General features: G+C 72.8%; 23 protein-coding genes. 10 read left to right on the forward strand and 13 right to left on the reverse strand.

Features of this window, described 5'->3' with window-relative positions:
- Positions 1–88: 88 nt before the first annotated feature.
- Entirely contained in the window at positions 89–301 is a 213-nt protein-coding gene (locus ACT01A_RS24125; RefSeq protein WP_445149657.1) for a hypothetical protein, read from the reverse strand.
- 76 nt (positions 302–377) lie between these two features.
- Between ACT01A_RS24125 and ACT01A_RS24130 the strand changes: the two genes are divergently transcribed.
- On the forward strand, positions 378–1,166 hold the full coding sequence (locus tag ACT01A_RS24130; RefSeq protein ID WP_445149658.1) for a dioxygenase family protein: 789 nt from the start codon (positions 378–380) through the stop codon (positions 1,164–1,166).
- Positions 1,167–1,169: 3 nt separating this feature from the next.
- Here ACT01A_RS24130 and ACT01A_RS24135 read toward each other — a convergent pair whose 3' ends face one another.
- Positions 1,170–2,384, reverse strand: a complete 1,215-nt coding sequence (locus tag ACT01A_RS24135; protein ID WP_445149659.1) for an NRAMP family divalent metal transporter — start codon at positions 2,382–2,384, stop codon at positions 1,170–1,172.
- Positions 2,381–2,815: a hypothetical protein gene (locus tag ACT01A_RS24140; RefSeq protein ID WP_445149660.1), complete on the reverse strand. Its 435-nt coding sequence runs from the start codon at positions 2,813–2,815 to the stop codon at positions 2,381–2,383. Before ACT01A_RS24140 ends, ACT01A_RS24135 begins: the two co-directional genes overlap by 4 nt.
- Before the next feature lie 57 nt (positions 2,816–2,872).
- On the opposite strand from ACT01A_RS24140, the gene ACT01A_RS24145 reads away from it, so the two are divergent.
- Positions 2,873–3,448: a histidine phosphatase family protein gene (locus ACT01A_RS24145; protein WP_445149661.1), complete on the forward strand. Its 576-nt coding sequence runs from the start codon at positions 2,873–2,875 to the stop codon at positions 3,446–3,448.
- On the opposite strand, the gene ACT01A_RS24150 is transcribed toward ACT01A_RS24145, so the two are convergent.
- From ACT01A_RS24150 to ACT01A_RS24175, 6 genes are read right to left on the reverse strand one after another with little or no spacing between them, the layout of a single operon-like run.
- Positions 3,406–5,040, reverse strand: coding sequence for a glucosyl-3-phosphoglycerate synthase (locus ACT01A_RS24150; protein WP_445149662.1), 1,635 nt, complete (start codon positions 5,038–5,040; stop codon positions 3,406–3,408). The two genes, ACT01A_RS24145 and ACT01A_RS24150, sit on opposite strands and share 43 nt — an antisense overlap.
- A complete protein-coding gene (locus ACT01A_RS24155) occupies positions 5,037–6,230 on the reverse strand; it encodes an NAD(P)/FAD-dependent oxidoreductase (protein WP_445149663.1) in 1,194 nt (397 codons plus the stop codon). Before ACT01A_RS24155 ends, ACT01A_RS24150 begins: the two co-directional genes overlap by 4 nt.
- Positions 6,227–6,790: a class I SAM-dependent DNA methyltransferase gene (locus ACT01A_RS24160; protein ID WP_445149664.1), complete on the reverse strand. Its 564-nt coding sequence runs from the start codon at positions 6,788–6,790 to the stop codon at positions 6,227–6,229. The genes ACT01A_RS24155 and ACT01A_RS24160 overlap by 4 nt, the downstream gene beginning before the upstream one ends.
- Positions 6,787–7,854: a hypothetical protein gene (locus ACT01A_RS24165; RefSeq protein ID WP_445149665.1), complete on the reverse strand. Its 1,068-nt coding sequence runs from the start codon at positions 7,852–7,854 to the stop codon at positions 6,787–6,789. Before ACT01A_RS24165 ends, ACT01A_RS24160 begins: the two co-directional genes overlap by 4 nt.
- Positions 7,851–8,441 (reverse strand): polysaccharide deacetylase family protein, encoded by a 591-nt coding sequence (locus ACT01A_RS24170; RefSeq protein WP_445149666.1) that lies wholly within the window; start codon positions 8,439–8,441, stop codon positions 7,851–7,853. Before ACT01A_RS24170 ends, ACT01A_RS24165 begins: the two co-directional genes overlap by 4 nt.
- A 54-nt stretch (positions 8,442–8,495) precedes the next feature.
- Positions 8,496–9,575 carry an NAD(P)-dependent alcohol dehydrogenase gene (locus tag ACT01A_RS24175; protein ID WP_445149667.1) on the reverse strand — a complete coding sequence of 360 codons (1,080 nt, stop codon included), beginning with the start codon at positions 9,573–9,575 and terminating at the stop codon, positions 8,496–8,498.
- A 96-nt stretch (positions 9,576–9,671) separates the two neighbouring features.
- Between ACT01A_RS24175 and ACT01A_RS24180 the strand changes: the two genes are divergently transcribed.
- Complete coding sequence (locus tag ACT01A_RS24180) at positions 9,672–10,325, forward strand: SDR family NAD(P)-dependent oxidoreductase (RefSeq protein ID WP_445149668.1); 654 nt, start codon at positions 9,672–9,674, stop codon at positions 10,323–10,325.
- Between the two features lies 1 nt (position 10,326).
- Here ACT01A_RS24180 and ACT01A_RS24185 read toward each other — a convergent pair whose 3' ends face one another.
- Complete coding sequence (locus tag ACT01A_RS24185) at positions 10,327–10,992, reverse strand: NADPH-dependent F420 reductase (RefSeq protein WP_445149669.1); 666 nt, start codon at positions 10,990–10,992, stop codon at positions 10,327–10,329.
- Positions 10,993–11,108: 116 nt separating this feature from the next.
- Between ACT01A_RS24185 and ACT01A_RS24190 the strand changes: the two genes are divergently transcribed.
- Genes ACT01A_RS24190 through ACT01A_RS24205 form a run of 4 tightly spaced genes read left to right on the forward strand, consistent with a single transcriptional unit; the run spans position 11,109 to position 14,777 of the window.
- On the forward strand, positions 11,109–11,780 hold the full coding sequence (locus ACT01A_RS24190; protein WP_445149670.1) for a succinate dehydrogenase cytochrome b subunit: 672 nt from the start codon (positions 11,109–11,111) through the stop codon (positions 11,778–11,780).
- Between the two features lie 2 nt (positions 11,781–11,782).
- Complete coding sequence (locus tag ACT01A_RS24195; RefSeq protein WP_445149671.1) at positions 11,783–13,696, forward strand: fumarate reductase/succinate dehydrogenase flavoprotein subunit; 1,914 nt, start codon at positions 11,783–11,785, stop codon at positions 13,694–13,696.
- On the forward strand, positions 13,693–14,454 hold the full coding sequence (locus ACT01A_RS24200) for a succinate dehydrogenase/fumarate reductase iron-sulfur subunit (protein ID WP_445149672.1): 762 nt from the start codon (positions 13,693–13,695) through the stop codon (positions 14,452–14,454). Before ACT01A_RS24195 ends, ACT01A_RS24200 begins: the two co-directional genes overlap by 4 nt.
- Positions 14,451–14,777, forward strand: coding sequence for a hypothetical protein (locus ACT01A_RS24205; RefSeq protein WP_445149673.1), 327 nt, complete (start codon positions 14,451–14,453; stop codon positions 14,775–14,777). Before ACT01A_RS24200 ends, ACT01A_RS24205 begins: the two co-directional genes overlap by 4 nt.
- A gap of 4 nt (positions 14,778–14,781) precedes the next feature.
- Here the strand turns inward: ACT01A_RS24205 and ACT01A_RS24210 are convergent, their stop codons facing one another.
- Positions 14,782–15,228, reverse strand: a complete 447-nt coding sequence (locus ACT01A_RS24210; RefSeq protein WP_445149674.1) for a hypothetical protein — start codon at positions 15,226–15,228, stop codon at positions 14,782–14,784.
- A 30-nt stretch (positions 15,229–15,258) separates the two neighbouring features.
- Here ACT01A_RS24210 and ACT01A_RS24215 point away from each other — a divergent pair, with 30 nt between their 5' ends.
- A complete protein-coding gene (locus ACT01A_RS24215; RefSeq protein WP_445149675.1) occupies positions 15,259–15,861 on the forward strand; it encodes a helix-turn-helix domain-containing protein in 603 nt (200 codons plus the stop codon).
- Here ACT01A_RS24215 and ACT01A_RS24220 read toward each other — a convergent pair.
- Together ACT01A_RS24220 and ACT01A_RS24225 are read right to left on the reverse strand one after the other, a co-directional pair.
- The gene (locus ACT01A_RS24220; RefSeq protein ID WP_445149676.1) at positions 15,856–17,073 is read right to left on the reverse strand and encodes an amino acid deaminase/aldolase; all 1,218 of its coding nucleotides are present in this window, start codon (positions 17,071–17,073) and stop codon (positions 15,856–15,858) included. The genes ACT01A_RS24215 and ACT01A_RS24220 overlap by 6 nt on opposite strands.
- Positions 17,070–18,398, reverse strand: coding sequence for a D-arabinono-1,4-lactone oxidase (locus ACT01A_RS24225; RefSeq protein WP_445149677.1), 1,329 nt, complete (start codon positions 18,396–18,398; stop codon positions 17,070–17,072). Before ACT01A_RS24225 ends, ACT01A_RS24220 begins: the two co-directional genes overlap by 4 nt.
- Before the next feature lie 79 nt (positions 18,399–18,477).
- Between ACT01A_RS24225 and ACT01A_RS24230 the strand changes: the two genes are divergently transcribed.
- On the forward strand, positions 18,478–19,410 hold the full coding sequence (locus ACT01A_RS24230) for an alpha/beta hydrolase (RefSeq protein WP_445149678.1): 933 nt from the start codon (positions 18,478–18,480) through the stop codon (positions 19,408–19,410).
- Complete coding sequence (locus tag ACT01A_RS24235) at positions 19,407–20,105, forward strand: DJ-1/PfpI family protein (protein ID WP_445149679.1); 699 nt, start codon at positions 19,407–19,409, stop codon at positions 20,103–20,105. Before ACT01A_RS24230 ends, ACT01A_RS24235 begins: the two co-directional genes overlap by 4 nt.
- Positions 20,106–20,124 lie beyond the last annotated feature (19 nt).

Raw genomic sequence — 20,124 nt, forward strand, 5'->3', positions numbered from 1 at the left:
CCAAAGCGGCATGGTGCTGATCGCCTAAGGTCTACCGTCTCGCCGACGGCACGTTGGTGTTGAAGTCCTCGGCCTCGCCGTCGTAGCGTCATGCGTCTGCGCGACGCCACCACCAGCCGAACGCGACCGCCACGAGCGCGATGGCCCAGATCGTGACCATCGTCCAGCCCGCGTCGGTCTCGCCGATGGCAAACGCGATCGGCGCCCCGATCGTGCAGACGAGGATCGCGAGCGTGATGGTGCAGCCGGGGAAGCAGCCGCCGAGGACATCACCGGCGACGTCGGGCAGGTCATCGAGCACGCAGGGCGGCGTACCCCTCAGCTGATGCTGCGCAACGCTCAGGCGGCTCCCAGGGCGCGCGGCCAAGCTGCACGCCATGACGCAGCACGACGAGCATCACCAGCACGGCGAAGGCCTCCACGAGGACCTCGCGCGGCTCGCCTCGCGGCGTGACGCGCTGAAGATCTTCGGCGCGGGCGGCGCCGCGGCCGTCCTCGCGACGCTGGGCTTGACGAATGCCGCCGAGGCGAAGACCCCGACGGGCGTGGTCCCGGGCGAGACGGCCGGCCCTTACCCAGGTGACGGGTCAAACGGTCCGGACGTCCTCGACGACACAGGCATCGTGCGCCACGACATCCGGCGCAGCTTCGGCAGCAGCCGCACGTTGGCCATCGGGGTGCCGCTGCGCGTCAACCTGACCGTGACCGACGCGTCCAAGGACTACGCGCCGCTCTCCGGACTGGCGGTCTACCTGTGGCACTGCGATCGGCTGGGCCGGTACTCCATGTACTCCTCCGGCGTCGCTGACGAGAACTACCTGCGCGGGATCGCCAAGACCGGCAGCGACGGGCAGGCGTGGTTTCGCACGATCTACCCGGGCTGCTACTCCGGCCGCTGGCCGCACATCCACTTCGAGGTGTACGCGTCGGTCTCCAAGGCCATTGCCAACGGCCCGATCGTCAAGACCTCGCAGATCGCCCTACCGGCCGCGGCCAGCAAGAAGGTGTACGCCTCGTCGCGCTACCCGGGCAGCGCGCGCAACCTCGCTTCGACCTCGCTGTCCTCCGACAACGTCTTCAGCGACGACCGGGCGATCCATCAGCTGGCGACCGTCACCGGCAGCGTCAAGCAGGGCTACGTCGCCAACCTCACGATCGCCCTGTGACCGTCACCCGCCGCCGCCGTTGGTGGCGATCAGCAGGATCGGCGCGGCGACCGTGAGCACGCAGATCAGCCCGAAGTAGGCCCAGCCGAGCGTGCGGGCCAAGAGGCCGTTGACGTGCTCGCCCATGACCTCGCGGTCGTTGGCGACCAGCAGGATCGGCAGGTAGGTGAGCGGCAGCGCGATGACCGAGAGGACGACGGCGTACTCGGTCAGCTCGATCGGGTCGATGCCGGTCGCGACGACGACGTAGCCGCCGATCAGGCAGACGATCCAGGTGAGATCCCAACGCAGCGGCTTGCCGGCCTTCTTGCCCCACTCCCAGCCCTGGTGCTGGGCCAGGTTGTAGGCGGCGGAGAAGGCGGTGTCGATCGCTGCGCCGCCGAGGGCGAAGAGGACGCCGACGCCGGCGAGGATCAGGCCGGTCTCGCCGTAGGCCTGCTGGGCGCCGAGCAGCGGCGTGCCGATGTGCGATGGGTCGATCCCGGCGGGGTTGAAGACCTGGGCGGCCATGACCAGCAGGCCGACGGCGATCGTCGCGCCCAGGCCGTAGCCGATGATCGCGTTGGCGCGGTTGACGCCGAGGTCCTCCTCGGTCCAGCCCTCTTCGCGCGCGCCCGAGGAGTAGAAGTAGATCTCGTAGGGCATGAACGCGGCGGCGACCAGGCCGACGGCGAAGTACCAGTACAACGTCGAGCTCTGCGCCTGGGGGACAAAGCCATTGCCGACGCGATGCCAGTCGGGGCCGAAGTGCAGGGCGGCGGCGACGAACACCAGCAGCGCGAGGCCGCCGTAGCCGAAGACGCGCTCGATCCAGCCGAAGCTGAAGAACCAGCACACGCCGAGCAGGGCGAGCGTCCCGATCAACATGAAGGTCTGTTCGGGGCCGTCGAAGAAGAGCTGCAGCACGAGGCCGACGCCGCCCAGCTCGGCGGCGAGCGTCAGGAAGGTGAGGACGAGCGAGGAGATCAGCGTCGCGGTCGCCAGCCGGCGCGAGTACCGCTCGGTCACCAGCTCGAAGTTCGCCTTCTTGGCGATCGCCGCGACGCGGCCGGACATCTCGGCGAAGACCATGATCCCCAACAACCCGACCGGCAGCGCCCACAGCAGCTGGTAGCCGAACTTCGCGCCGGCCTGGACGTTGAACACCAGGTCGCCGATGTCCAGGTAGCCGCCGATCGCGGCGATGATCCCCAGCGCGATCTGGAAGAGCTTCTTCACAGCGCGTCCGCCATGCGTTCGGCCCGTTGCGACAGTGCGTCGAGGCGCTGCTCGACGTCGCGGGCCACGCGCTTGTCGCGCGGCGCCACCTGCAGGTCGCCCAGCGCCGCGTCGATGTCCTGCGCGAGCCTGACCGCCTCGGCTTTGCGGGCGCGCAGCTCGCCGGTCGCCTCCGCGTCGCTGAGCTTCTCGGCCTCGTGCTGGGCGTCGTCGGCCAACGCGCGCGAGTGCACGCGGACGAACGTGGTCTTCGTGCGGTCCTCGACGACGTCCAGGGCGACGATCCGTCCCTCTGCCGCCGTGGCGCCGAGGGTGGAGATCCCACGCTCCAGCTCGTCGTGCTCGATCGGCCCGCCGCAGCCGGACGCCGCCGCGGCGACGCAGGCCACCGCCGCCGCCATCACCATCCGTTTGACCCAGCACCGCACCATGGCGGCCCGGCCGTACCCGCGCGCGAGGCCGCGCACTCCCGAGTAGCCTGGAGCGCGGTGCCCGAGACCGTCGTCCACGTCGTCGCGTTCCGCCACGGTGAGACGACGCTCAACGCGGAGGGTCTGCTGACCGGGCAGCTCGACCCGCCGCTGACGGCGCGCGGACGCGAGCAGGCGTGGGCGCTGGCGGAGGTCGTGGCTCGCGGCGGCTTTGACCGCGTGGTCCACTCGGGGCTGGCGCGGGCGCAGGAGACGCTGCGGTTGGCGGGCGGCGACGGGCTGACTGTTGACGCCGTGGTGGACGAGCGCTGGCGCGAGCGGTCGTTCGGCGCGCTGGAGGGCAAGCCGCGGACGGCGTGGTCCCAGCCGCCGGACCTCGACGCTGCGCCGCCCGGCGGCGAGAGCTTCCGCGCGCTGGGGCTGCGGATCGTCGCGGCGCTGGACGACCTCGCGGCCGGCGCGGCCCAACGCGTGCTGGTCTCCACGCACTCGGGCGTCCTGCGATGGCTAACGGCGATCGCCGCGGGCGACGCCGACCTGGAGCACTTCACGCGGCCGGGCGCCGCCAACGGCGCGGTGGTCGAGTTGGACTACGCCGCGCCGAGCACGTCGATCCCGCTGCTGACGCGCTGACGCAGCGGCGGGCGCTCGGCGACCGGCACGTCGCGGACGGCGCCGTCGGCCCACGGCTGCACCAGGCCGGCGGGCACCGCGTCGCCCATCGGCACGCGCGCCTGGACCGCGCACAGCACGGCGAAGGCCATAGCGCCGAGATCGCGCAGCGGCTGGTGCTCGTTCTGCCGCGTGCCGAGGCGCGACTCGGCGAGCGCGTCGAGGCCCGCGTGGCGCAGCGCGTCGATCAGCATCGCGATCTCGACGCCGTAGCCGACCGGGAACGCCAAAGCCTCCAACAACTCACGCCGCGCCGCGGTCTCACCGGCCAGCGGCTGCTCGAAGCCCGCGAGCTGCGGGACGAGCAGGTTGAGCAGCGGCCGCGCCATCAGCTCGGTCACGCGACCGCCCTCGGCGGGCCTGATGGCGGCGCCGTCGTCAAACGGCCGGTCGAAGGCGCCCTTGACGAGCTGGATCTGCTGGTTGCCGGCCAGTAGGGGGCCGAGCAGCCCGAGCAGGTGGACGGGCGCGGGGTCGCGTGTGTCGGCGTCGAGGTAGGCGACGACGTCGCCGGTCGTGGCGGCCAGACCGCGCCACATCGCGTCGCCCTTGCCCAGCGCAGGACCGTGCTCGGGGAGCAGGTCGTCCTGGGCTTCTACGCGCGCGCCGGCGCGCTCGGCGAGCGACATGGTGGCGTCGGTCGAGCGGCCGTCGACGACCAGCACCTCGTCGACCAGGCCGGCGTCGGCGAACGGGAGGACGGTGGTGGTCAGGACGCGCTCGATCGTCGCCGCGCAGTCGCGCGCGGGGAGGACGACCGAGACGGTGGTGTCGCCCTTGGCCTCCAACAGGTCGTTCAACCCGTATGAGAACCCGTCGTGGCGGCGGCGGGCGAGCCACTCGCCGAGCTGGAGGTCGCGCGCCAGGCCGCGGCCGGCACGGCCATCGGTCCGCCCGGAGGTGCGGACCCGGACGGCATCGGAGCGCACGATCCGCAGGCCCGCCGCGGTCAGCCGCGCGGCGAAGGCCTCGTCCTCCAGCGCGGCGCGCGGCTCCAGGCCGCCGACGGCGCGGTACGCGCGGGCCGTCACGCCGAGCGACGCGCCGGAGAAGAAGTGGTGCTCGGCGCCGGGGTCGTCGTCGGCCACGATGCGCATGCGGGCGTGCGCGCGGCGCTCGCGGCGAGCCAAGGCGTCGGGCGGCAGCGCCGCGGCCTCGTCCGGGTCGAGTTCGATGCGGCCTCCAATCGCGTCGGCGCCCTGGGCGACCAGCGCCAGCTGCACGGCGAGCCAGTCGGGCGCGACCTCGGTGTCGGCATCGGTGGTGGCGATCAGCCCGTCGTCGCCGAGGATCAGGCACGCAAGCTCCATGCCGTGGCGGCGGGCGGCGCCGACGCCCGCGCCGAGGCAGTGCTCGACGCGCAGCGACAGCCCGGTCTCGGCGGCGACGGCGCGTGCGACCGCTTCGGTGTCGTCGGTGCAGCGATCCAGGACGAGGATCACGGACGCGAGCTGCTCGGGCGCGATGCCGCGCTGGGCGGCCAGCGCGCGCAGGCACGCGCCGACGCGCTGCGCCTCGTCACGGGCGGGGATGACGACGACCGCCCGGATCACGGCCGCGGCGCTCCCTGCTCGATGAGGCGGCGGCCGGCGTCGTAGTCGGCGTCGCGGTCGTGCGCGAGCACGCCGACGCAGGTGCCGGTGTCGTCGCCGTACCAGGCGGTGAAGGCGCCGCCGTTGTCGTGGTCATTGACTTTCACGGTTGAGAACCCGTCGCCCCATGCCGCGTACTTGAGCGTGCGGTCGCCGATCGTCGACCAGAAGCCCGGCACGGTCTCCCACGCCGCGTCGCGGCCGGCGGCGGTCCAGCCCGCGACCTCGCCCTGGGCGAGCGCATCGCCCCAGTGCTCGACGTGCAGGCGGCGGCCGGCGAGCGCGTGCTCGGCGGCGCAGCAGTCGCCGCAGGCCAGGACGTGCGGCGCGCTGGTGCGCATCGTGGCGTCGGCGAGGATCATGTTGTCGTCGTTGAGGGCGATCCCGGCCTCGTGGGCGAGGTCGGTGGCAGGTGCGACGCCAGCTGCGAGGAGCACGCGGTCAGCGGCGAGGGTGTCGCCGGTAGACAGGCGGACCGACATGGTGTGGTCGCTCTCCTCCTCGATCGCTTCGATGGTCGTGGCGTAGCGCGCGTCGACCCCTTCATCTTCCAACCAGCCCGCCAGCCGCGCGGCGACCGCGTCGCCGAGGCGCGCCTGCTGCGGCGCGGGCTCCTCGCTGACGAGCGTCACCGTGCAGCCGCGATGGCGCAGCGACGCGGCGGCCTCGCAGCCGATGAAGCCCGAGCCGAGCACGACGACGCGCGTCCCGGCGGGTGTGGCGTCGCGCAAGGCGAGCGCGTCGGTGACGGTGCGCAGGAGGTGGACGCCGCCGCCGTCCGCGCCGGGGATCGGCGGGCGGACTGGCTGCGCGCCCAGCGCGAGGATGCAGTTCTTGTAGGCGATAGCGTCGCGCTCGCCTTCGAGCGCGACCTCGCGGCGATCGGGATGCAGCGCGATCGCGGTGCCGTGGCGCAGCGTGATGCCGCGGTCGTCGTAGAAGCCCGCGTCGTCGCCAGCCATCGGCAGCGCGTCAGCCTCCAGCTCGCCGCGCAGCAGCTCCTTCGACAGCGGCGGACGCTCGTAGGGCGCGCGGCGCTCGCCGGCGACGAGCAGGACGTCGCCGTCGCCGCCCGCGTCGCGATAGGCCTGCGTGGCGCTGTGGCCGGCAGGTCCACCCCCGATGACGACCAGGTCATAGGCGTTGCTCATCGCGCGACGACCTCCAGGCGGAACTGACCATCGACCACCGTCTCCCGGCGTCCCGCGACGCCACGCGCCAGCGCATCGCCGACGGCAACGGCATCACGGCGCAGGTCCGGAGCCGTGCCCGTCCAGTGCACGGCGACGAGCCGCCCGCCGGGCTTCAGCGCGCGATCGATCCACGCCATCGTCGCCTCCAGCGCCGCGTCGTCCAGGTAGTACAGGATCTCGCTCGCGACGATCAAGTCATAGGACTCGCCGTCCGGCAAACCTTCCGGCACCGCCGCGACCCGCGCTTCGGCGTGAGCGAAAGGCGCCAACCGCTCGCTCGCCGCCGCAACCGCCGTCGGCGCGCCATCAAACGCCACCAACCGCTCGCAGCGCGGCGCCAACTCGATCGCCAGCGCGCCGGTCCCAGCCCCGAGATCGCACGCGGCGGCGAACGGCCCCGGCCCGCAGGCCTCCAGCGTCTGTCGCCGCTTCTCGCGCTCGTAGTCGCTGGTCAGCGTGTCCCACGGATCGGGATCGGTCCGGTACCGCGCCTCGAACGCGTCGGCCGCCGCGGTCATCGCCGTCCCTCCAACTCGGCGCGGCCCGCGCGGGCGAGGATCGGCTCCAGCCGGTGCTGGAGCAGGAAGAGGCGCAGGTCACGGGCGGCGCGGTCGAGCGTCGCTCCGGTGGCGGCGGGGCGGGAGCCCAGCGCGCGTTCAGCCTCGTCGAGGATCGCGCGGGCGGCGTCGGCGATCGCGGTGCGCAGTTGGGCGGCGGTGCGGCCGGCGGTGGCGGCGTCGCAGGTGGGGTCGTCGAGGGTCCGGGCGGCATCGCCGAGCCAGAGGCCGAGGCCGTGGCGCCAGGTTGCGATCCGCCCGGCGGCCAGCGCGGTGAGCTCCGAGTTGTCGTCCTTGCTCGCCAGCCGGCGCAGCGCGTCGTCGGCCGCGGCGTCGGCGGTGCCCGCCCAGGTCGCGGCGGTGCGCACGGCGTCGCGCGCGAACCACGGCTGCTCGGTCAGCGCGCCCGGCCCGCCGAGGACCGCCAGAACGGGCGCGCCGTGGAAGACGACGCGATGGCTGACCGACGAGCGCATGCCGTTGCCGGCGAACCAGCTCCGGTCGACCTCGACGGTGCCCGCGGCGGTGAGGTCGACCCACGCGGCCGATGGCGCGGTCGCGCCGTCCTCACGGACAAGCACGAGCGCGCGGTGCAGGCCGCCCGCGCCCGAGCAGAAGACCTTCGTGCCGGTGATCGTGTCGCCGTCCAGCCGCGCGGGCTCGCCCTCGTCGCCGCCGGGCGCGGGGTCGGCGCCCCAGACGCCGCACCACAGCGTGCCGTCGCGCACGCCATCGCGCTCGCGCTCACGCAGCGCCTTCGGCCCTTGCACGCCCAAGCGCTCGACGGCGTTGAGGTGGCCGTCGAGGATCCGCCCAACGCCCGCGTCGGCGGTGGCGACCTGGCGCAGCAGCGCCAGCTCATCGGCGTACGTGCGGCGCTCGCCGCCGATCGCGCCCGCGTCGGCCAGCAGCCGGATCGCGTCCGTCGGGAACACGCCCGAAGGATCCCGGTCGCGCGCCGTGGCACGGGCCGCGATCGCCGCCAGCACTCGGTCTGAAGCGATCCCCGGCACCACCGCGCTCACGCCAGTGCCTCCGCCGCCAGGCCACGCTCGCGCGCCAGGGCCACGAGCGGCCCGATCAGCGCGACGGTCTCCTCGCAGCCTTCACGCGTCGCCCCTGGCCCGAGCCCGTCGTGGGCGAGCACGATCGCGCCCGGTGCGACGTCGTCGGCGATCGCGGCGAGCATCGCGTCGGCGCGGTCGCCACGCCAGTCGTGTGTATCGGCCGTCCAGCCGACCACGCGCAAGCCGTGCGCCGCGGCGACATCCCGGGTCCACTCCGCCTCGACACCCCATGGCGTCCGCCACAGCGCGGGAGGCCGAACGCCGAGCCCACGCAGCACCTCCAACGCCCGCCGCGTGTCCGCTTCGCCCGCTGTCGCATCCAGCTCCGTGTGCCGCGCATGCGCGTGCGCATGCAACCCGATCGCATGGCCCTCAGCCGCGATCCGCTCCACCAGCTCCGGATGCGCGGCTGCGCACGGAGCGAGCACGAAGAACGTCGCACGCGCTCCGGCATCGCGGAGCGCGTCGAGCACTTCTGGGGTCCAGTAGGGGTCCGGACCGTCGTCGAACGTCAGCGCCAGCGGCGCGGGGGGAACGGGGGGCACTGAGGCAGCGCTACCCGCCCCCGAAACCCGCGATGCATGGCCTGGCGCGGCCCTCTACAGCGTCGAGTTGTCAATGACGAACCGGTAGCGCACGTCGGACTTCAGCACGCGCTCCCAGGCGTCGTTGATCTGGCTGGCGTCGATGACCTCGATCTCGGCGGCGATGCCGTGCTCGGCGCAGAAGTCGAGCATCTCCTGGGTCTCGCGGATCGAGCCGATCGCCGAGCCGGCGAACGTGCGGCGCTGCAGCAGGAGCTGGAAGACCGGGACGGGCAGCGGCTCCGGCGGGGCGCCGACGTTGACGAGCGCGCCGTCGGTCTTGAGCAACCCAAGGAACTTGCCGATCTCCAGCGACGCGCTGACCGTGTTGATGATGAGGTCGAACGTGCCGGCGAGCTCGTCGAACGTCGCGTCGTCGCTGGTGGCGAAGTAGGCGTCGGCGCCGAGCTTGAGCCCGTCGTCCTTCTTGTTCAGCGTCTGCGAGAGGACGGTGACCTCGGCGCCCATCGCCGTGGCGATCTTGACCGCCATGTGGCCGAGGCCGCCGAGACCGACGATCGCGACGCGCGTGCCCGGTCCGGCGCCCCAGTGGCGCAGCGGCGAGTAGGTGGTGATGCCCGCGCACAGCAGCGGGGCGGCGGCGTCGAGCTCCAGGCCGTCGGGGATCCGCAGGACGAAGTCCTGGTCGACGACGACGTGGTCGGAGTACCCGCCATAGGTGACGGTCCCGTCGCGGTCGGTCGACCCGTAGGTCTGGGTGTTGCCCGGGATGCAGTACTGCTCGTCGCCCTTGGCGCAGTTCTCGCACTCGCGGCACGAGTTGACCATGCAGCCGACGCCGACGCGGTCGCCGGCCGAGAACTCCGTCACCTCGGATCCGACCGCGGCGACGACGCCCGCGATCTCGTGGCCGGGGATCGCGGGGTAGGGCACCTTGCCCCATTCGCCGCGCGTGAAGTGGATGTCGGAATGGCAGATCCCGCAGTACTTGATGTCGATGCGGACGTCCTTGGGGCCGAGCGCGCGGCGCTCGATCTCCAGTGCGGCGAGCTGCGCGTCGGGCGCCTGCGCGCCAAACGCGCGAGCGGCGGTGGCCGCGGTCGAGCTGGTCGTGGCGGTGGTGGTCTCCGTCATGCCTTCGACGGTAGAAGGCGATCGGCGCCGTTGGGTGACCCTGTCGGTACCCCCTTGGCGCGTTCGCGCCGGGCGCGCGCGGGGAAGGGGAAACGCATGTCCATCATCATCGTCGGTGCCGGGCCCAACCTCGGCGCCGCAGTCGCCCGCCGCTTCGGCCGTGAGGGCTTCGCCGTCGGCCTCGTCTCGCGCAACGCCGAGAAGTTGGAGGCCTTGGCCGGCGAGCTGTCCGCCGACGGCATCACCGTCGGCCACGCCGCCGCCGACATCCGCGACGCCGACGCGCTGGCGGCGGCGATCGGCGCGCTCGCCGAGCAGCTCGGGCCCGTCGAGGTCCTGGAGTACTCGCCGCTGCCGGCCAAGGACTTCATGAAGCCGATTCTCGAGACGACCGTCGACGACGTCCGCGGGCCGCTGGAGTTCAGCGTGCTCGGGGCGGTGGCCGCCGCCCGCGCGGTGCTGCCGGCGATGCTCGACGCCGGCCGCGGCACGATCCTCTACACGACCGGCGGCGCGGCGATCAACCCCTATCCCTTGCGCGCGGGCGTCGGGATCTCGTTCGCCGGCGAGGTCGCCTACGCCCGCATGCTTCACGACGAGCTGCGCGACCGCGGCATCCACGTCGCCCACACCGCCATCGGCGGCCGCATCGCACCCGGCGAGGACCACGAACCCGACGACGTCGCCGAGCTGCTGTGGCGCCACCACGCCGAGCCCGGCGACTTCCAGACGCGGCTGGGGATCGACTGACTCAGCGTTCCGCGCGGAACGCCTCAGGGCGCTCCGGCGGTGCGGCGGCCAGCGCGCTGACGGCGCCCGCGGCGTCGAGGTCGGCGCCGTAGACCGGCGTGCCGGGCTGCTGGCGCCAAGACTCGGCGATGGTGCCGCCGTCGACCGGGTCGAAGCCGAGCTCGTCGATCAGCGCGAAGACGATCCGCTTGCCGTCCGGGTCATCGCCCGCGATCGGCAGCGCGATGCGGCCCTCGGCGCCGGCCGGCTTGCCCTGCTCGAGCAGGTGCTTCCAGAAGATGCCGTTGAAGACCTTGTAGACCGGCGCGCCGAGCTGCTCGGAGACCCAGGCGCTCTCCGTGAGGCCGTCCTCGATGGCGGCGATGAGCCCGTCGCGCTCGCGCGGGTAGTAGTTGTTGGTCTCGATCACCGGCGCGCCGGGCTTGCGCGCGTCGACGATCCCCGCCGCGAGGTTAGGCACGTTCTTCTGCGGGATGCTGACGATCACCAAGTCGGCGTCGGCCGCGGCGTCGGCGGCCCACACCGCGGTCGCGCCCGTCTCGGCCGCCAGCTCGGCGAGCGTCTCGGGCGCGCGCGAGTTCGCGACCTTCACGTCGTGTCCCAACGTGGTCAGGCGGCGCGTCAGCGTCCCGCCGATCTTGCCTGCCCCGATGATCCCGATCTTCATTGTTCGAAGGATATCGAACCAGCTGGTGCGCTCTCGCACAAGCGCGCCGCGTTCGGCACCTCGATGCGTTAGGGTCACCTACGCCGGATCTGGAGGAGAGCCGCAGGGTTTCCCCAATGCGCTCGCTGTACGCCTCAGATCTCCAGAAGAAGTACGTGATGGCCGTGACCGGCGTGGTCCTGATGGGCTTCGTCCTGGTGCACATGGCCGGCAACCTGAAGCTCTACCTCGGGGCGTCGTCGCTGGACCACTACAGCGCGTGGCTGCGGACGGCCGGCGAGCCGGTGCTGCCGCGCGAGGTGCTGCTGTGGATCGTGCGGGTCACCCTGCTCGGCGCGGTGGTCCTGCATCTGGACGCGGCGTTCAGGCTGGCCCGCAGCTCGCGCCGCGCGCGGCCGGTCGCCTACGCCGCGCCGCGCACCTACGTCGCCGCGGACTTCGCCAGCCGCACGATGCGCTGGACCGGGCCGATCGTCCTGCTGTTCGTGGTCTTCCACCTGCTCGACCTGACGTGGGGAACCACCAACCCGCACTTCGCTGAAGGCCATCCCTATGAGAACGTCGTCGCCAGCTTCGAGCGCGTGCCGGTGGCGATCGCCTACGTCATCGCCAACCTCGCGCTCGCGTTCCACCTCTACCACGGCGCCTGGAGCCTGTTTCAGAGCCTCGGCGTCGGCGGGCGCGGCACGCGCGCGGCCACACGCCGGTTCGCGATCGGCTACGCGACGCTGGTCGCCCTCGGCAACGTCTCCTTCCCGATCGCGGTGCTCACGGGGGTGATCCGCTAGCCATGCTGCTCGACGCTGGGACGCCTGCTGGACCGATCGAGGAGGGCTGGGACGCGCATCGCTTCGGCGTGCGTCTGGTCAACGCCAACAACAAGCGCCGCTTCCACGTGCTGGTGGTCGGGTCCGGCCTGGCCGGCGCCTCGGCGGCCGCGACGCTCGCCGAGCTGGGTTACCGCGTCACGGTCCTCACGTTCCACGACTCGCCGCGGCGCGCGCACTCGATCGCCGCCCAGGGCGGCATCAACGCGGCCAAGAACTACAGGAACGACGGCGACAGCGTCTTCCGGTTGTTCTACGACACGATCAAGGGCGGTGACTACCGCGCGCGGGAGGCCAACGTCTTCCGCCTCGCGCAGGTCTCCAACCAGATCATCGACCAGTGCGCCGCCCAGGGCGTGCCGTTCGCGCGCGAGTACGGCGGGCTGCTGGACAACCGCAGCTTCGGCGGCGCGCAGGTGTCGCGGACCTTCTACGCGCGGGGCCAGACCGGGCAGCAGCTCTTGTTGGGGGCCTACCAAGCGCTGTCGCGACAGATCGGCCTAGGCAACGTCGAGCTGCTGTCGCGCACCGAGCTGCTGGACGTCGTCGTCGCCGACGGCCGCGCGGTCGGCGTCGTCGCCCGCAAGCTGCTGACCGGCGAGGTCGTCTCGATCGCCGCCCACGCGGTCGTCCTGGCGACCGGCGGCTACTCCAACGCCTTCTTTCTCTCGACCAACGCCCGCAACTCCAACGCGACCGCGATCTGGCGCGCGCACAAGCGCGGCGCGCTGTTCGCCAACCCGTGCTTCACGCAGATCCACCCGACCTGCATCCCGCAGTCGGAGTCGTTTCAGAGCAAGTTGACGTTGATGAGCGAGTCGCTGCGCAACGACGGCCGGATCTGGGTCCCATCCGAAGCCACCGACAAGCTGCCGGAGCAGGTGGCCGAGGACGAGCGCGACTACTTCCTCGAGCGCCGCTACCCCGCCTTCGGCAACCTCGTCCCGCGCGATGTGGCCAGCCGCGCTGCCAAGCAGGTGATCGACGCCGACCTCGGCGTCGGCCCGCGTCGCAACGGCGTGTACCTCGACTTCGCCGAGGCGATCGGTCGGCTCGGCGCCGACACGATCCGCACCCGCTACGGGAACCTCTTTGAGATGTACGAGCGGATCACCGGCGAGGATCCCTACCGCCAGCCGATGCGCATCTACCCGGCCCCGCACTACACGATGGGCGGGTTGTGGGTGGACTACAACTTGATGACCACGGTCCCCGGGTTGTACGCCATCGGCGAGGCGAACTTCTCCGACCACGGCGCCAACCGCCTCGGCGCCAGCGCGCTGATGCAGGGCCTGGCCGACGGCTACTTCATCCTGCCGGTGACGATCGGCGACTACCTCGCGCCACAGCTCGGCCAGCCCGAGCCGACCACCGACCGCCCGGAGTTCGCCGCCGCCGAGGCGCAGGTGCGCGAGCAGGTCGCGCGCTTCACGAGCGCCAAGGGCACGCGGTCGGTCGACTGGTTCCATCGCGAGCTGGGCCGGATCCTCTGGGACGAGTGCGGCATGGCCCGCTCGCGCGAAGGCCTACAACGTGCGATCGCCGCGATCCGCGCGCTGCGCGCCGAGTGGGACGCCGACCTGCGCGTGCCGGGCACCGGCGACGAGCTCAACCAGTCGCTCGAACGGGCGGGCAGGGTGGAGGACTTCTTCGAGTTGGGGGAGTTGATGTGCCGCGACGCGCTGGAGCGCGAGGAGTCCTGCGGCGGGCACTTCCGCCTCGAGCACCAGACGCCTGACGGCGAGGCGCTGCGCGACGACGACAACTTCACGTTCGTCTCGGCGTGGCGGCACGTCGGCCCCGACGCGCCCGCCGAGCTGCACCGGGAGGACCTGCACTTCCGGCTCGCCCAGCCCACCCAACGGAGCTACCGATGAGGTTGACGCTGCAGATCTGGCGCCAGAAGGCGCCCGACGCGCCCGGCGGCCTCGTCGACTACGAGGTCGACGCCAGCCCCGAGATGTCGTTCTTGGAGCTGTTGGACCAGCTCAACGAGCGGCTGACGCTGGAGGGCGAGGACCCGATCGCGTTCGAGTCAGACTGCCGCGAGGGGATCTGCGGCACGTGCGGGTTGATGATCAACGGCGTCGCGCACGGGCCGCAGTCGGGCACCGCGACCTGCCAGCTCTACGTGCGCCGCTTCAGCGACGGCGACGTGATCACCGTCGAGCCGTGGCGCTCAGCCGGCTTCCCGCTCGTCCGCGACCTCGTCGTCGACCGCTCGGCGCTCGACTCGATCATCCAGGCGGGCGGCTACATCACGGTCCCGACCGGCAGCGCGCCGGACGCCAACCTCGTCCAGGTCGCGCGCGGCGAGGCCGAGCTGGCGATGGACGCCGCCGCCTGCATCGGCTGCGGCGCGTGCGTGGCGTCGTGCCCCAACGGCGCCGGTCAGCTCTTCACCGCGGCCAAGCTCGCGCACCTCAACCTGCTGCCCCAAGGCCAGCCCGAGCGCTCCCGCCGCACCCTGCGGATGGTCGCCGAGATGGAGGAGCACTTCGGCTCGTGCGCGAACCACCGCGAGTGCGAAGCCCAGTGCCCCAAGGGCATCTCGATCGACTTCATCACGATGATGAACCGCGACTATCGTAAGGCCGTCCGCGAGAACCGGAAGGCGGGCGGAGAGGAGCGATGACCGCGATGAACGCCGCTCAGGTCGACCGCCTGGTCGAGAGCGTGAAGGAGCCGATCGAGCCGCGCAGCCGGCGTCGGCTAGAGGGCTATGCCAACGCCGCGCGACGCTGCGACGCGCGCATCGGAGAGCTCCGCGCCCGCGTCGAGGCCTCGATCCTCGCCGCCGGCGACGACCCCCGCAGCGCCGACGCGGTCCTCGACGCGATGATCGAGCTTGACGCGCTGGAGCGCATCCAGCTGCGCATCGACGCCGGCCTGCGCGCGTCGGTCGGCGCGCTGTCCGAGCAGGACCTGCCCTCGCCGGTGGGCGAGGGCCCCGTCTGAGCTGTCAGCGGGTCGCGCGGCGCCGGATCGCGGTCAGCAGGCGCCGCGTCACGAGGACGTGGGCGCGGGTGCCGATCACCAGCGCGCGGTAGACGCGGCCGCGGGCGCCGGGGAAGGCGGCGTGGGTGATGGCGGTAACGCGACAGCGGGCGCCGTCGTCGAGCGAGGCGAGCGTGAAGGTCAGGCGGTAGCGCGCGAAGCGGTGGCGACCCTCCAGCACGAGCGCCGCGTCTGGCTCGGCGCGGACGATGGCAAAGCCAGGCAGGGTGGCGCCCGCGACGAGGGCGTCGCCGCTGCGGGTGGCGGGCTCGCAGCCCAGGGCGCGCGCGAAGCGCTCGGTCCGGCGCGAGGCGAAGCTTCCGCGGACGACCGCGTCGACGGCGTCCCACGTGGCGGCCGGCGAGGCGTCCACGACCATCGCGTGCTCGTCGATCAGCGGCAGCTCGCTCATAGAACGATCGTACTAGAATGATCGTTCGAAATGGCACGACCTCCGATGCACGACTCCGATGGGATCCTCGATGCCGCGCGGGCACTGCTGCTCGACGGCGGTCCGCGCGCCGCGAGCGTCGCCGCGATCGCCAAGGCCAGCGGCGCTCCGGTCGGCACGCTGTACCACCGCTTCGGGACGCGCGACGAGCTGCTGGCCGCGGTCTGGCTGCGCGCGGTCGCCCGGTTCGCCGACGGCTATCTCGCGGCCGGCGACAACGCTGACGACGCCGCCGACGACGCCCCGGCGCAAACCGCCGCCGCGATGGCCGCCGCGGTCGTCGCCTTCGCGCGCGCCGCGCCGCAGGACACCCAGCTGCTGCTCGGCGGCGGCCTCGCAGACCTGCTCGATGCGCCGCCCACGGAGGCGATGCTCGCGCGCCAGGCGGCGATCAACGCGCCGCTGGACGCGGCGATCCGGGCGCTGGCCCGCCGCCGCTACGGCCGCGCCGACCGGCGCCACGTCGATCGCGTCCGCCTCGCGGTCGTCGACCTGCCTGCCGGTGCGCTGCGCCGCTGGGTCCGCGACGGGGCGTCCGCGCCGCCCGGCTGGGCCGAGGACGAGGTCGCGCGCGCCGCCGCGCAACTCCTATAGGAACGCTCGGCCCTCGCCACGGTAGGTCGGGACCTCGTCGACGATCGCATCGCCCTGCACCAAGTACAGGTTCGTGAAGCGCTCGCACAGCTCGCCGGCTTTGGCGTGGCGGAGGTAGACGAGGTCGCCGACGCGCAGGCTGTCGGCGGCCGCGCCGCGCAGCGGCGTCTGGACCTCACCGGTGCCCTCGAACGGGTCGAGCTGCAGCCCGGGCGGGAGGTAGGGCGCGGGCATCCGGTCCTTGCCGCCGGTGCCCGACGCGAGGTAGCCGCCGCCGAGCGCGGTGACGATCCCAGGCGCGGGGCGGCGCGTCACCGGCAGCGCGAACAGCGCGGCGGGCTCCAGGCGGAAGCTCGAGTAGTTGTCGAACAACGTCGGCGCGTAGAAGCCCGACCCGGCGGTCGCCTCGGTCATCGCGGGCTCCGTCGCGACGCGCTCCAGGTCGCCGGTGCCGCCCGCGTTGACGAACTCCAGCGGCGCGACCTCAGCTACGGCGGCCGCCGCGGCGGCACGGCGCTCGCGCAGCTCGCGGTAGGACGTCTCCTGGAGGCGGCTGATCAGCTTGCTGCGCATCCGACGGCCCGGGAGGCGATTGCCCTGGCCGGCGATGTGGCCCTCGTAAGACATCATCCCGACGAGCCGCACGCTTGGGCGCCGATCGATCTCCTGCGCGAAGCTCCGGGCCTGGTCGGGCGCGTGGATCGGGGTGCGCTTGGGTCCGATCTTGATCCGCTCGCCGCCAAGCCACAGCGACGCGTCGAAGTCCAGGCAGACCCGCAGCGGGGCCACGGGCGCGGTGCCGAGGGCGCCTTCGACCAGGTCGAGCTGCTCGACCGAGTCCACCATGATGACCGGCGCGCCGTCCGGGTCCTGCGCGGTCAGCGCCGCCAGTTCGCGCAGCGCCGCGCGATCGGTCGACGGGTAGGCGACGACGACGTCGGCGACGCCCTGATGCGCCAGCCACAGCGCCTCAGGCAAGGTGAAGGCCAACACGCCGCGATAGCCCGGATCGCGCGCCAGGATCGCCTCCAGCAGTGGCCGGCAGCGCAGCGACTTGGAGGCGACGCGGATCGGCTTGCCGCCCGCGCGCCCCAGCATGTTGGAGGAGTTGGACCACATCGCGTCCAGGTCGACGAACGCGAACGGGCCGTCGACCTCCTCGAACGCGGCCGCGTAGCGACGCAGCCGCGCGTCGGCTCCGAGTCCGGTCATGGCGCGACCGGCGCGGCGACGGGTCCGAGGACGCGCCGCGTGTAGTCGTTGGCGAACACGCCGTCGGGGTCCAGCCGCGCCCGCACGGCCTGGAAGCGGCCCCAGCCCGGGAAGCGATCCCGCAGCGTGGCCTCGGTCTGGTAATGACGCTTGCCCCAGTGTGGGCGCCCGCCGTAGGAGCTCATGATCTCCTCGAACCCGCGGAAGAACGACTCATAGCCCATGCCAACGTACTGATGGGCGGCGATGTAGCACGTGTCGCGCCCGTGGGCGGTCGACAGGAGCGCGTCGTCGCCGGCCGCAAAGCGCATCTCGAACGGGAACAGGATCGGCAGCCGCCGGCGCTCCACCAACTCGATCGCGCGCTCCAGGGCCTCGCGGGCGCACGCGCGCGGGATCGCGTACTCCGTCTCGGTGAAGTGGACATCGCGCCGGCAGGCGTACACCTTGTAGGCGTGGTCCTGCTCGCGCGCCTGGGTGAGCGCTGCGGCCATCACTCGGTTCAGGTGTGGGACCGCGCGGGGCACGCGCCGCCCGGTCCGGCAGATCAGGCTCAGCAGGCCGTTCTGGACCAACCGCTCGTCGTACTCGCGCTTCCAGCGCGGCGCCGGGCGCGGCGGGTTGGCGGTGCGCATCGTCGACCGCGTCATCGCCGCGCGCGTGTAGGGCCAGACGAACAGCTCGAAGTGGTCGTGCGTGTCGACGTGCTCGTCCAAGCGGTCGAGCGTCTCGCCCAGCGGCCGCGGCAGGTCGTGGCGCTCCAGCGTGAACAGCGGCGAGCACTCCAGCGTCACCTGCGAGACGACGCCGAGCGCGCCGAGCGAGACCCGCGCGGCGAGCAGCGCCTCCGGGTCGGAGTCCTCGGTGAGATCGAGGACGTCGCCGTCCGCCGTGACCAGCCGCATGCCCACCGCGCGCGCCGAGAGGTTGCGAAACCGCGCGCCGGTGCCGTGCGTGGCGGTGGCCAGCGCGCCGGCCACCGCCTGGGTGTCGATGTCGCCCTGGTTCTCCAGCGCCAGGTCGTGGCCAGCAAGGATCGGGCCGAGCGCGTGCAGCGTGATCCCGGCCTCGACGGTCACGCGCCGGGTCGCGGGGTCGACGGCCACGACACGGCGCAGGGCGGAGGTGTCGACCATCAGGCCGTCGGTGGCGGCGATGTCGGTGAACGAGTGCCGGCTGCCGGTGGCGCGCACCGTGAGCCCTCGCTCTCGCGCCTCGCCCACGACCCGGACCAGCTCCGCCTCGCTGGTCGGGCGCGCGACCTGCGCCGGAGCCCATCGCTGGTCCCCGGCCCAGTTGCTCCAGACCTCGGGGCGTGGGCTCATGCCGACATCATCACCGACCGCGTTCCGGCGATCCAGCGGGCGATCTCACGTGGCGCCGCGCGGCCGCGTTGTGCTGAGCATGAGCCGGATCGACACGGAGTTCGACGTTGCGGGGGAGACCTGCGCCGCGTGGATGTACGAGCCCGACCGCGCCGTTGCCGCCGGTCCGCGCCCGGTCGTCGTCCTGGCACACGGGCTCTCTGGGACGCGGCGCGATCGTCTCGGCCCGTTCGCGGAGCGGTTCGCGCGCAGCGGCTGCCTCGCGCTCGTCTTCGACCACCGCGGCTTCGGCGACAGCACGGGCACGCCCGACCGCTTCGTCCCCGCGCGCCAGCTCGAGGACTGGGCGGCGGCGATCGCCTGCGCCCGCGCGTGGCCGGGCGCGGACCCCGATCGCGTCGTCACCTTCGGCTCTTCGATGGGCGGCGGCAACGCGCTGGCGGCCGCGGCGCACGACCCGCGCGTGGCGGCGGCGATCAGCCAGGTCCCGTTCTTGAACATGATCCGCCAGGCGCATCGCGGGTCGCCGCGCGTGGCCGCCCGGATGGTGCTCGCCGCGCTGCGCGACGAGCACCTGCCCGCCGTCGGTGCGCCCGGCACGGCCGCGTTCATCAACGCCCCGGGCAGCGAGGCGGGCTGGCGGCACGTCGTCGCGACCGGTGAGGACTCGCGCTGGCGCGACCGCGTCTCCGCGCGCTGGCTGCTCGGCCGCCCGTTCAACCCGGGCCGCCACGCGCGGGACCTGCACTGCCCGTGGCTGGTGTGCGTCGGCGGCGCCGACCGCGTCGCACGGCCTGGCGCCGCCATCGCCGCGGCCCGCCGCGCGCCACACGGCGAGCTGCGCGTCTACCCCGGCGTCGACCACTTCGACATCTACGACGGCCCTGAGCACGAGGCCGTGGTCGCCGACCAGCTCGCGTTCCTGGAGCGTCACGGGCTGAGCGGCGCGTCCGGATCCGTGGGGTGCGTGTCCTTGCCGTCGGGGTCGCCGACCGCGAGGATCCCCGGATGAAGATCGCCTACGTCTTGTACGAGGACTTCACCGCGCTGGACCTGATCGGCCCCTACGAGGTGATCAGCGCGTGGCCGGACGTCGAGCTGCACTGGGTCGCGACGTCGAGCGGGCCGGTCAGCACCGACCGCGGGATGCAGGTCCTGCCGACGGTGATGCCGGAGGGGATCCCGGATCCCGACGTGGTCGTCATCCCCGGGTCGAGCAACCCGCTCGGGCCGCTGAAGGACGAGGCCTTGCTCCAATGGGTGCGCGATGTCGCGCCGGGCGCGCAGTGGCTGTCGTCGGCGTGCACGGGCGCGGGCGTCTATGGCGCGGCGGGCGTGCTAAAGGGCAAGCGCGCGACGACGCACTGGGGCTTTCGCGAGAACCTGAAGGCGATGGGCGTCGACGTCGTCGCCGACCGCGTCGTCTTCGACGGCAAGTTCGTGACCGGCGCGGGCGTCTCGGCCGGGATCGACATGGCCTTGGCCTTGACCGGACGCGTCCACGGCGAGGAGCTGGCCAAAGCGATCCAGCTGGCGATCGAGTACGACCCGCAGCCGCCGTTCGACGAGGGCTCGCCGGACAAGGCGAGCGCGTCGACGCTGCGCCTGGCCTCGCGGATGCTGCTCGGCGACACGCCGCTGAAGACGATGGCGGGCTACAGCCGGCGCATGATGGGCGACCGCGTGCGGCGGCTCCGCGGGGCTTAGATCCGCCCTCCCGGGCTTG

Source organism: Baekduia sp. Peel2402 (assembly GCF_052567285.1).

Excerpts from the sequence above, each read along its gene's own strand:
- ACT01A_RS24130 (WP_445149658.1), top strand. The coding sequence starts at position 378 with ATGACGCAGCACGACGAGCATCACCAGCACGGCGAAGGCCTCCACGAG.
- ACT01A_RS24140 (WP_445149660.1), bottom strand. The coding sequence starts at position 2,815 with ATGGTGCGGTGCTGGGTCAAACGGATGGTGATGGCGGCGGCGGTGGCC.
- ACT01A_RS24155 (WP_445149663.1), bottom strand. The coding sequence starts at position 6,230 with ATGAGCAACGCCTATGACCTGGTCGTCATCGGGGGTGGACCTGCCGGC.
- ACT01A_RS24160 (WP_445149664.1), bottom strand. The coding sequence starts at position 6,790 with ATGACCGCGGCGGCCGACGCGTTCGAGGCGCGGTACCGGACCGATCCC.
- ACT01A_RS24175 (WP_445149667.1), bottom strand. The coding sequence starts at position 9,575 with ATGACGGAGACCACCACCGCCACGACCAGCTCGACCGCGGCCACCGCC.
- ACT01A_RS24180 (WP_445149668.1), top strand. The coding sequence starts at position 9,672 with ATGTCCATCATCATCGTCGGTGCCGGGCCCAACCTCGGCGCCGCAGTC.
- ACT01A_RS24185 (WP_445149669.1), bottom strand. The coding sequence starts at position 10,992 with ATGAAGATCGGGATCATCGGGGCAGGCAAGATCGGCGGGACGCTGACG.
- ACT01A_RS24190 (WP_445149670.1), top strand. The coding sequence starts at position 11,109 with ATGCGCTCGCTGTACGCCTCAGATCTCCAGAAGAAGTACGTGATGGCC.
- ACT01A_RS24195 (WP_445149671.1), top strand. The coding sequence starts at position 11,783 with ATGCTGCTCGACGCTGGGACGCCTGCTGGACCGATCGAGGAGGGCTGG.
- ACT01A_RS24200 (WP_445149672.1), top strand. The coding sequence starts at position 13,693 with ATGAGGTTGACGCTGCAGATCTGGCGCCAGAAGGCGCCCGACGCGCCC.
- ACT01A_RS24205 (WP_445149673.1), top strand. The coding sequence starts at position 14,451 with ATGACCGCGATGAACGCCGCTCAGGTCGACCGCCTGGTCGAGAGCGTG.
- ACT01A_RS24210 (WP_445149674.1), bottom strand. The coding sequence starts at position 15,228 with ATGAGCGAGCTGCCGCTGATCGACGAGCACGCGATGGTCGTGGACGCC.
- ACT01A_RS24215 (WP_445149675.1), top strand. The coding sequence starts at position 15,259 with ATGGCACGACCTCCGATGCACGACTCCGATGGGATCCTCGATGCCGCG.
- ACT01A_RS24220 (WP_445149676.1), bottom strand. The coding sequence starts at position 17,073 with ATGACCGGACTCGGAGCCGACGCGCGGCTGCGTCGCTACGCGGCCGCG.
- ACT01A_RS24225 (WP_445149677.1), bottom strand. The coding sequence starts at position 18,398 with ATGAGCCCACGCCCCGAGGTCTGGAGCAACTGGGCCGGGGACCAGCGA.
- ACT01A_RS24230 (WP_445149678.1), top strand. The coding sequence starts at position 18,478 with ATGAGCCGGATCGACACGGAGTTCGACGTTGCGGGGGAGACCTGCGCC.
- ACT01A_RS24235 (WP_445149679.1), top strand. The coding sequence starts at position 19,407 with ATGAAGATCGCCTACGTCTTGTACGAGGACTTCACCGCGCTGGACCTG.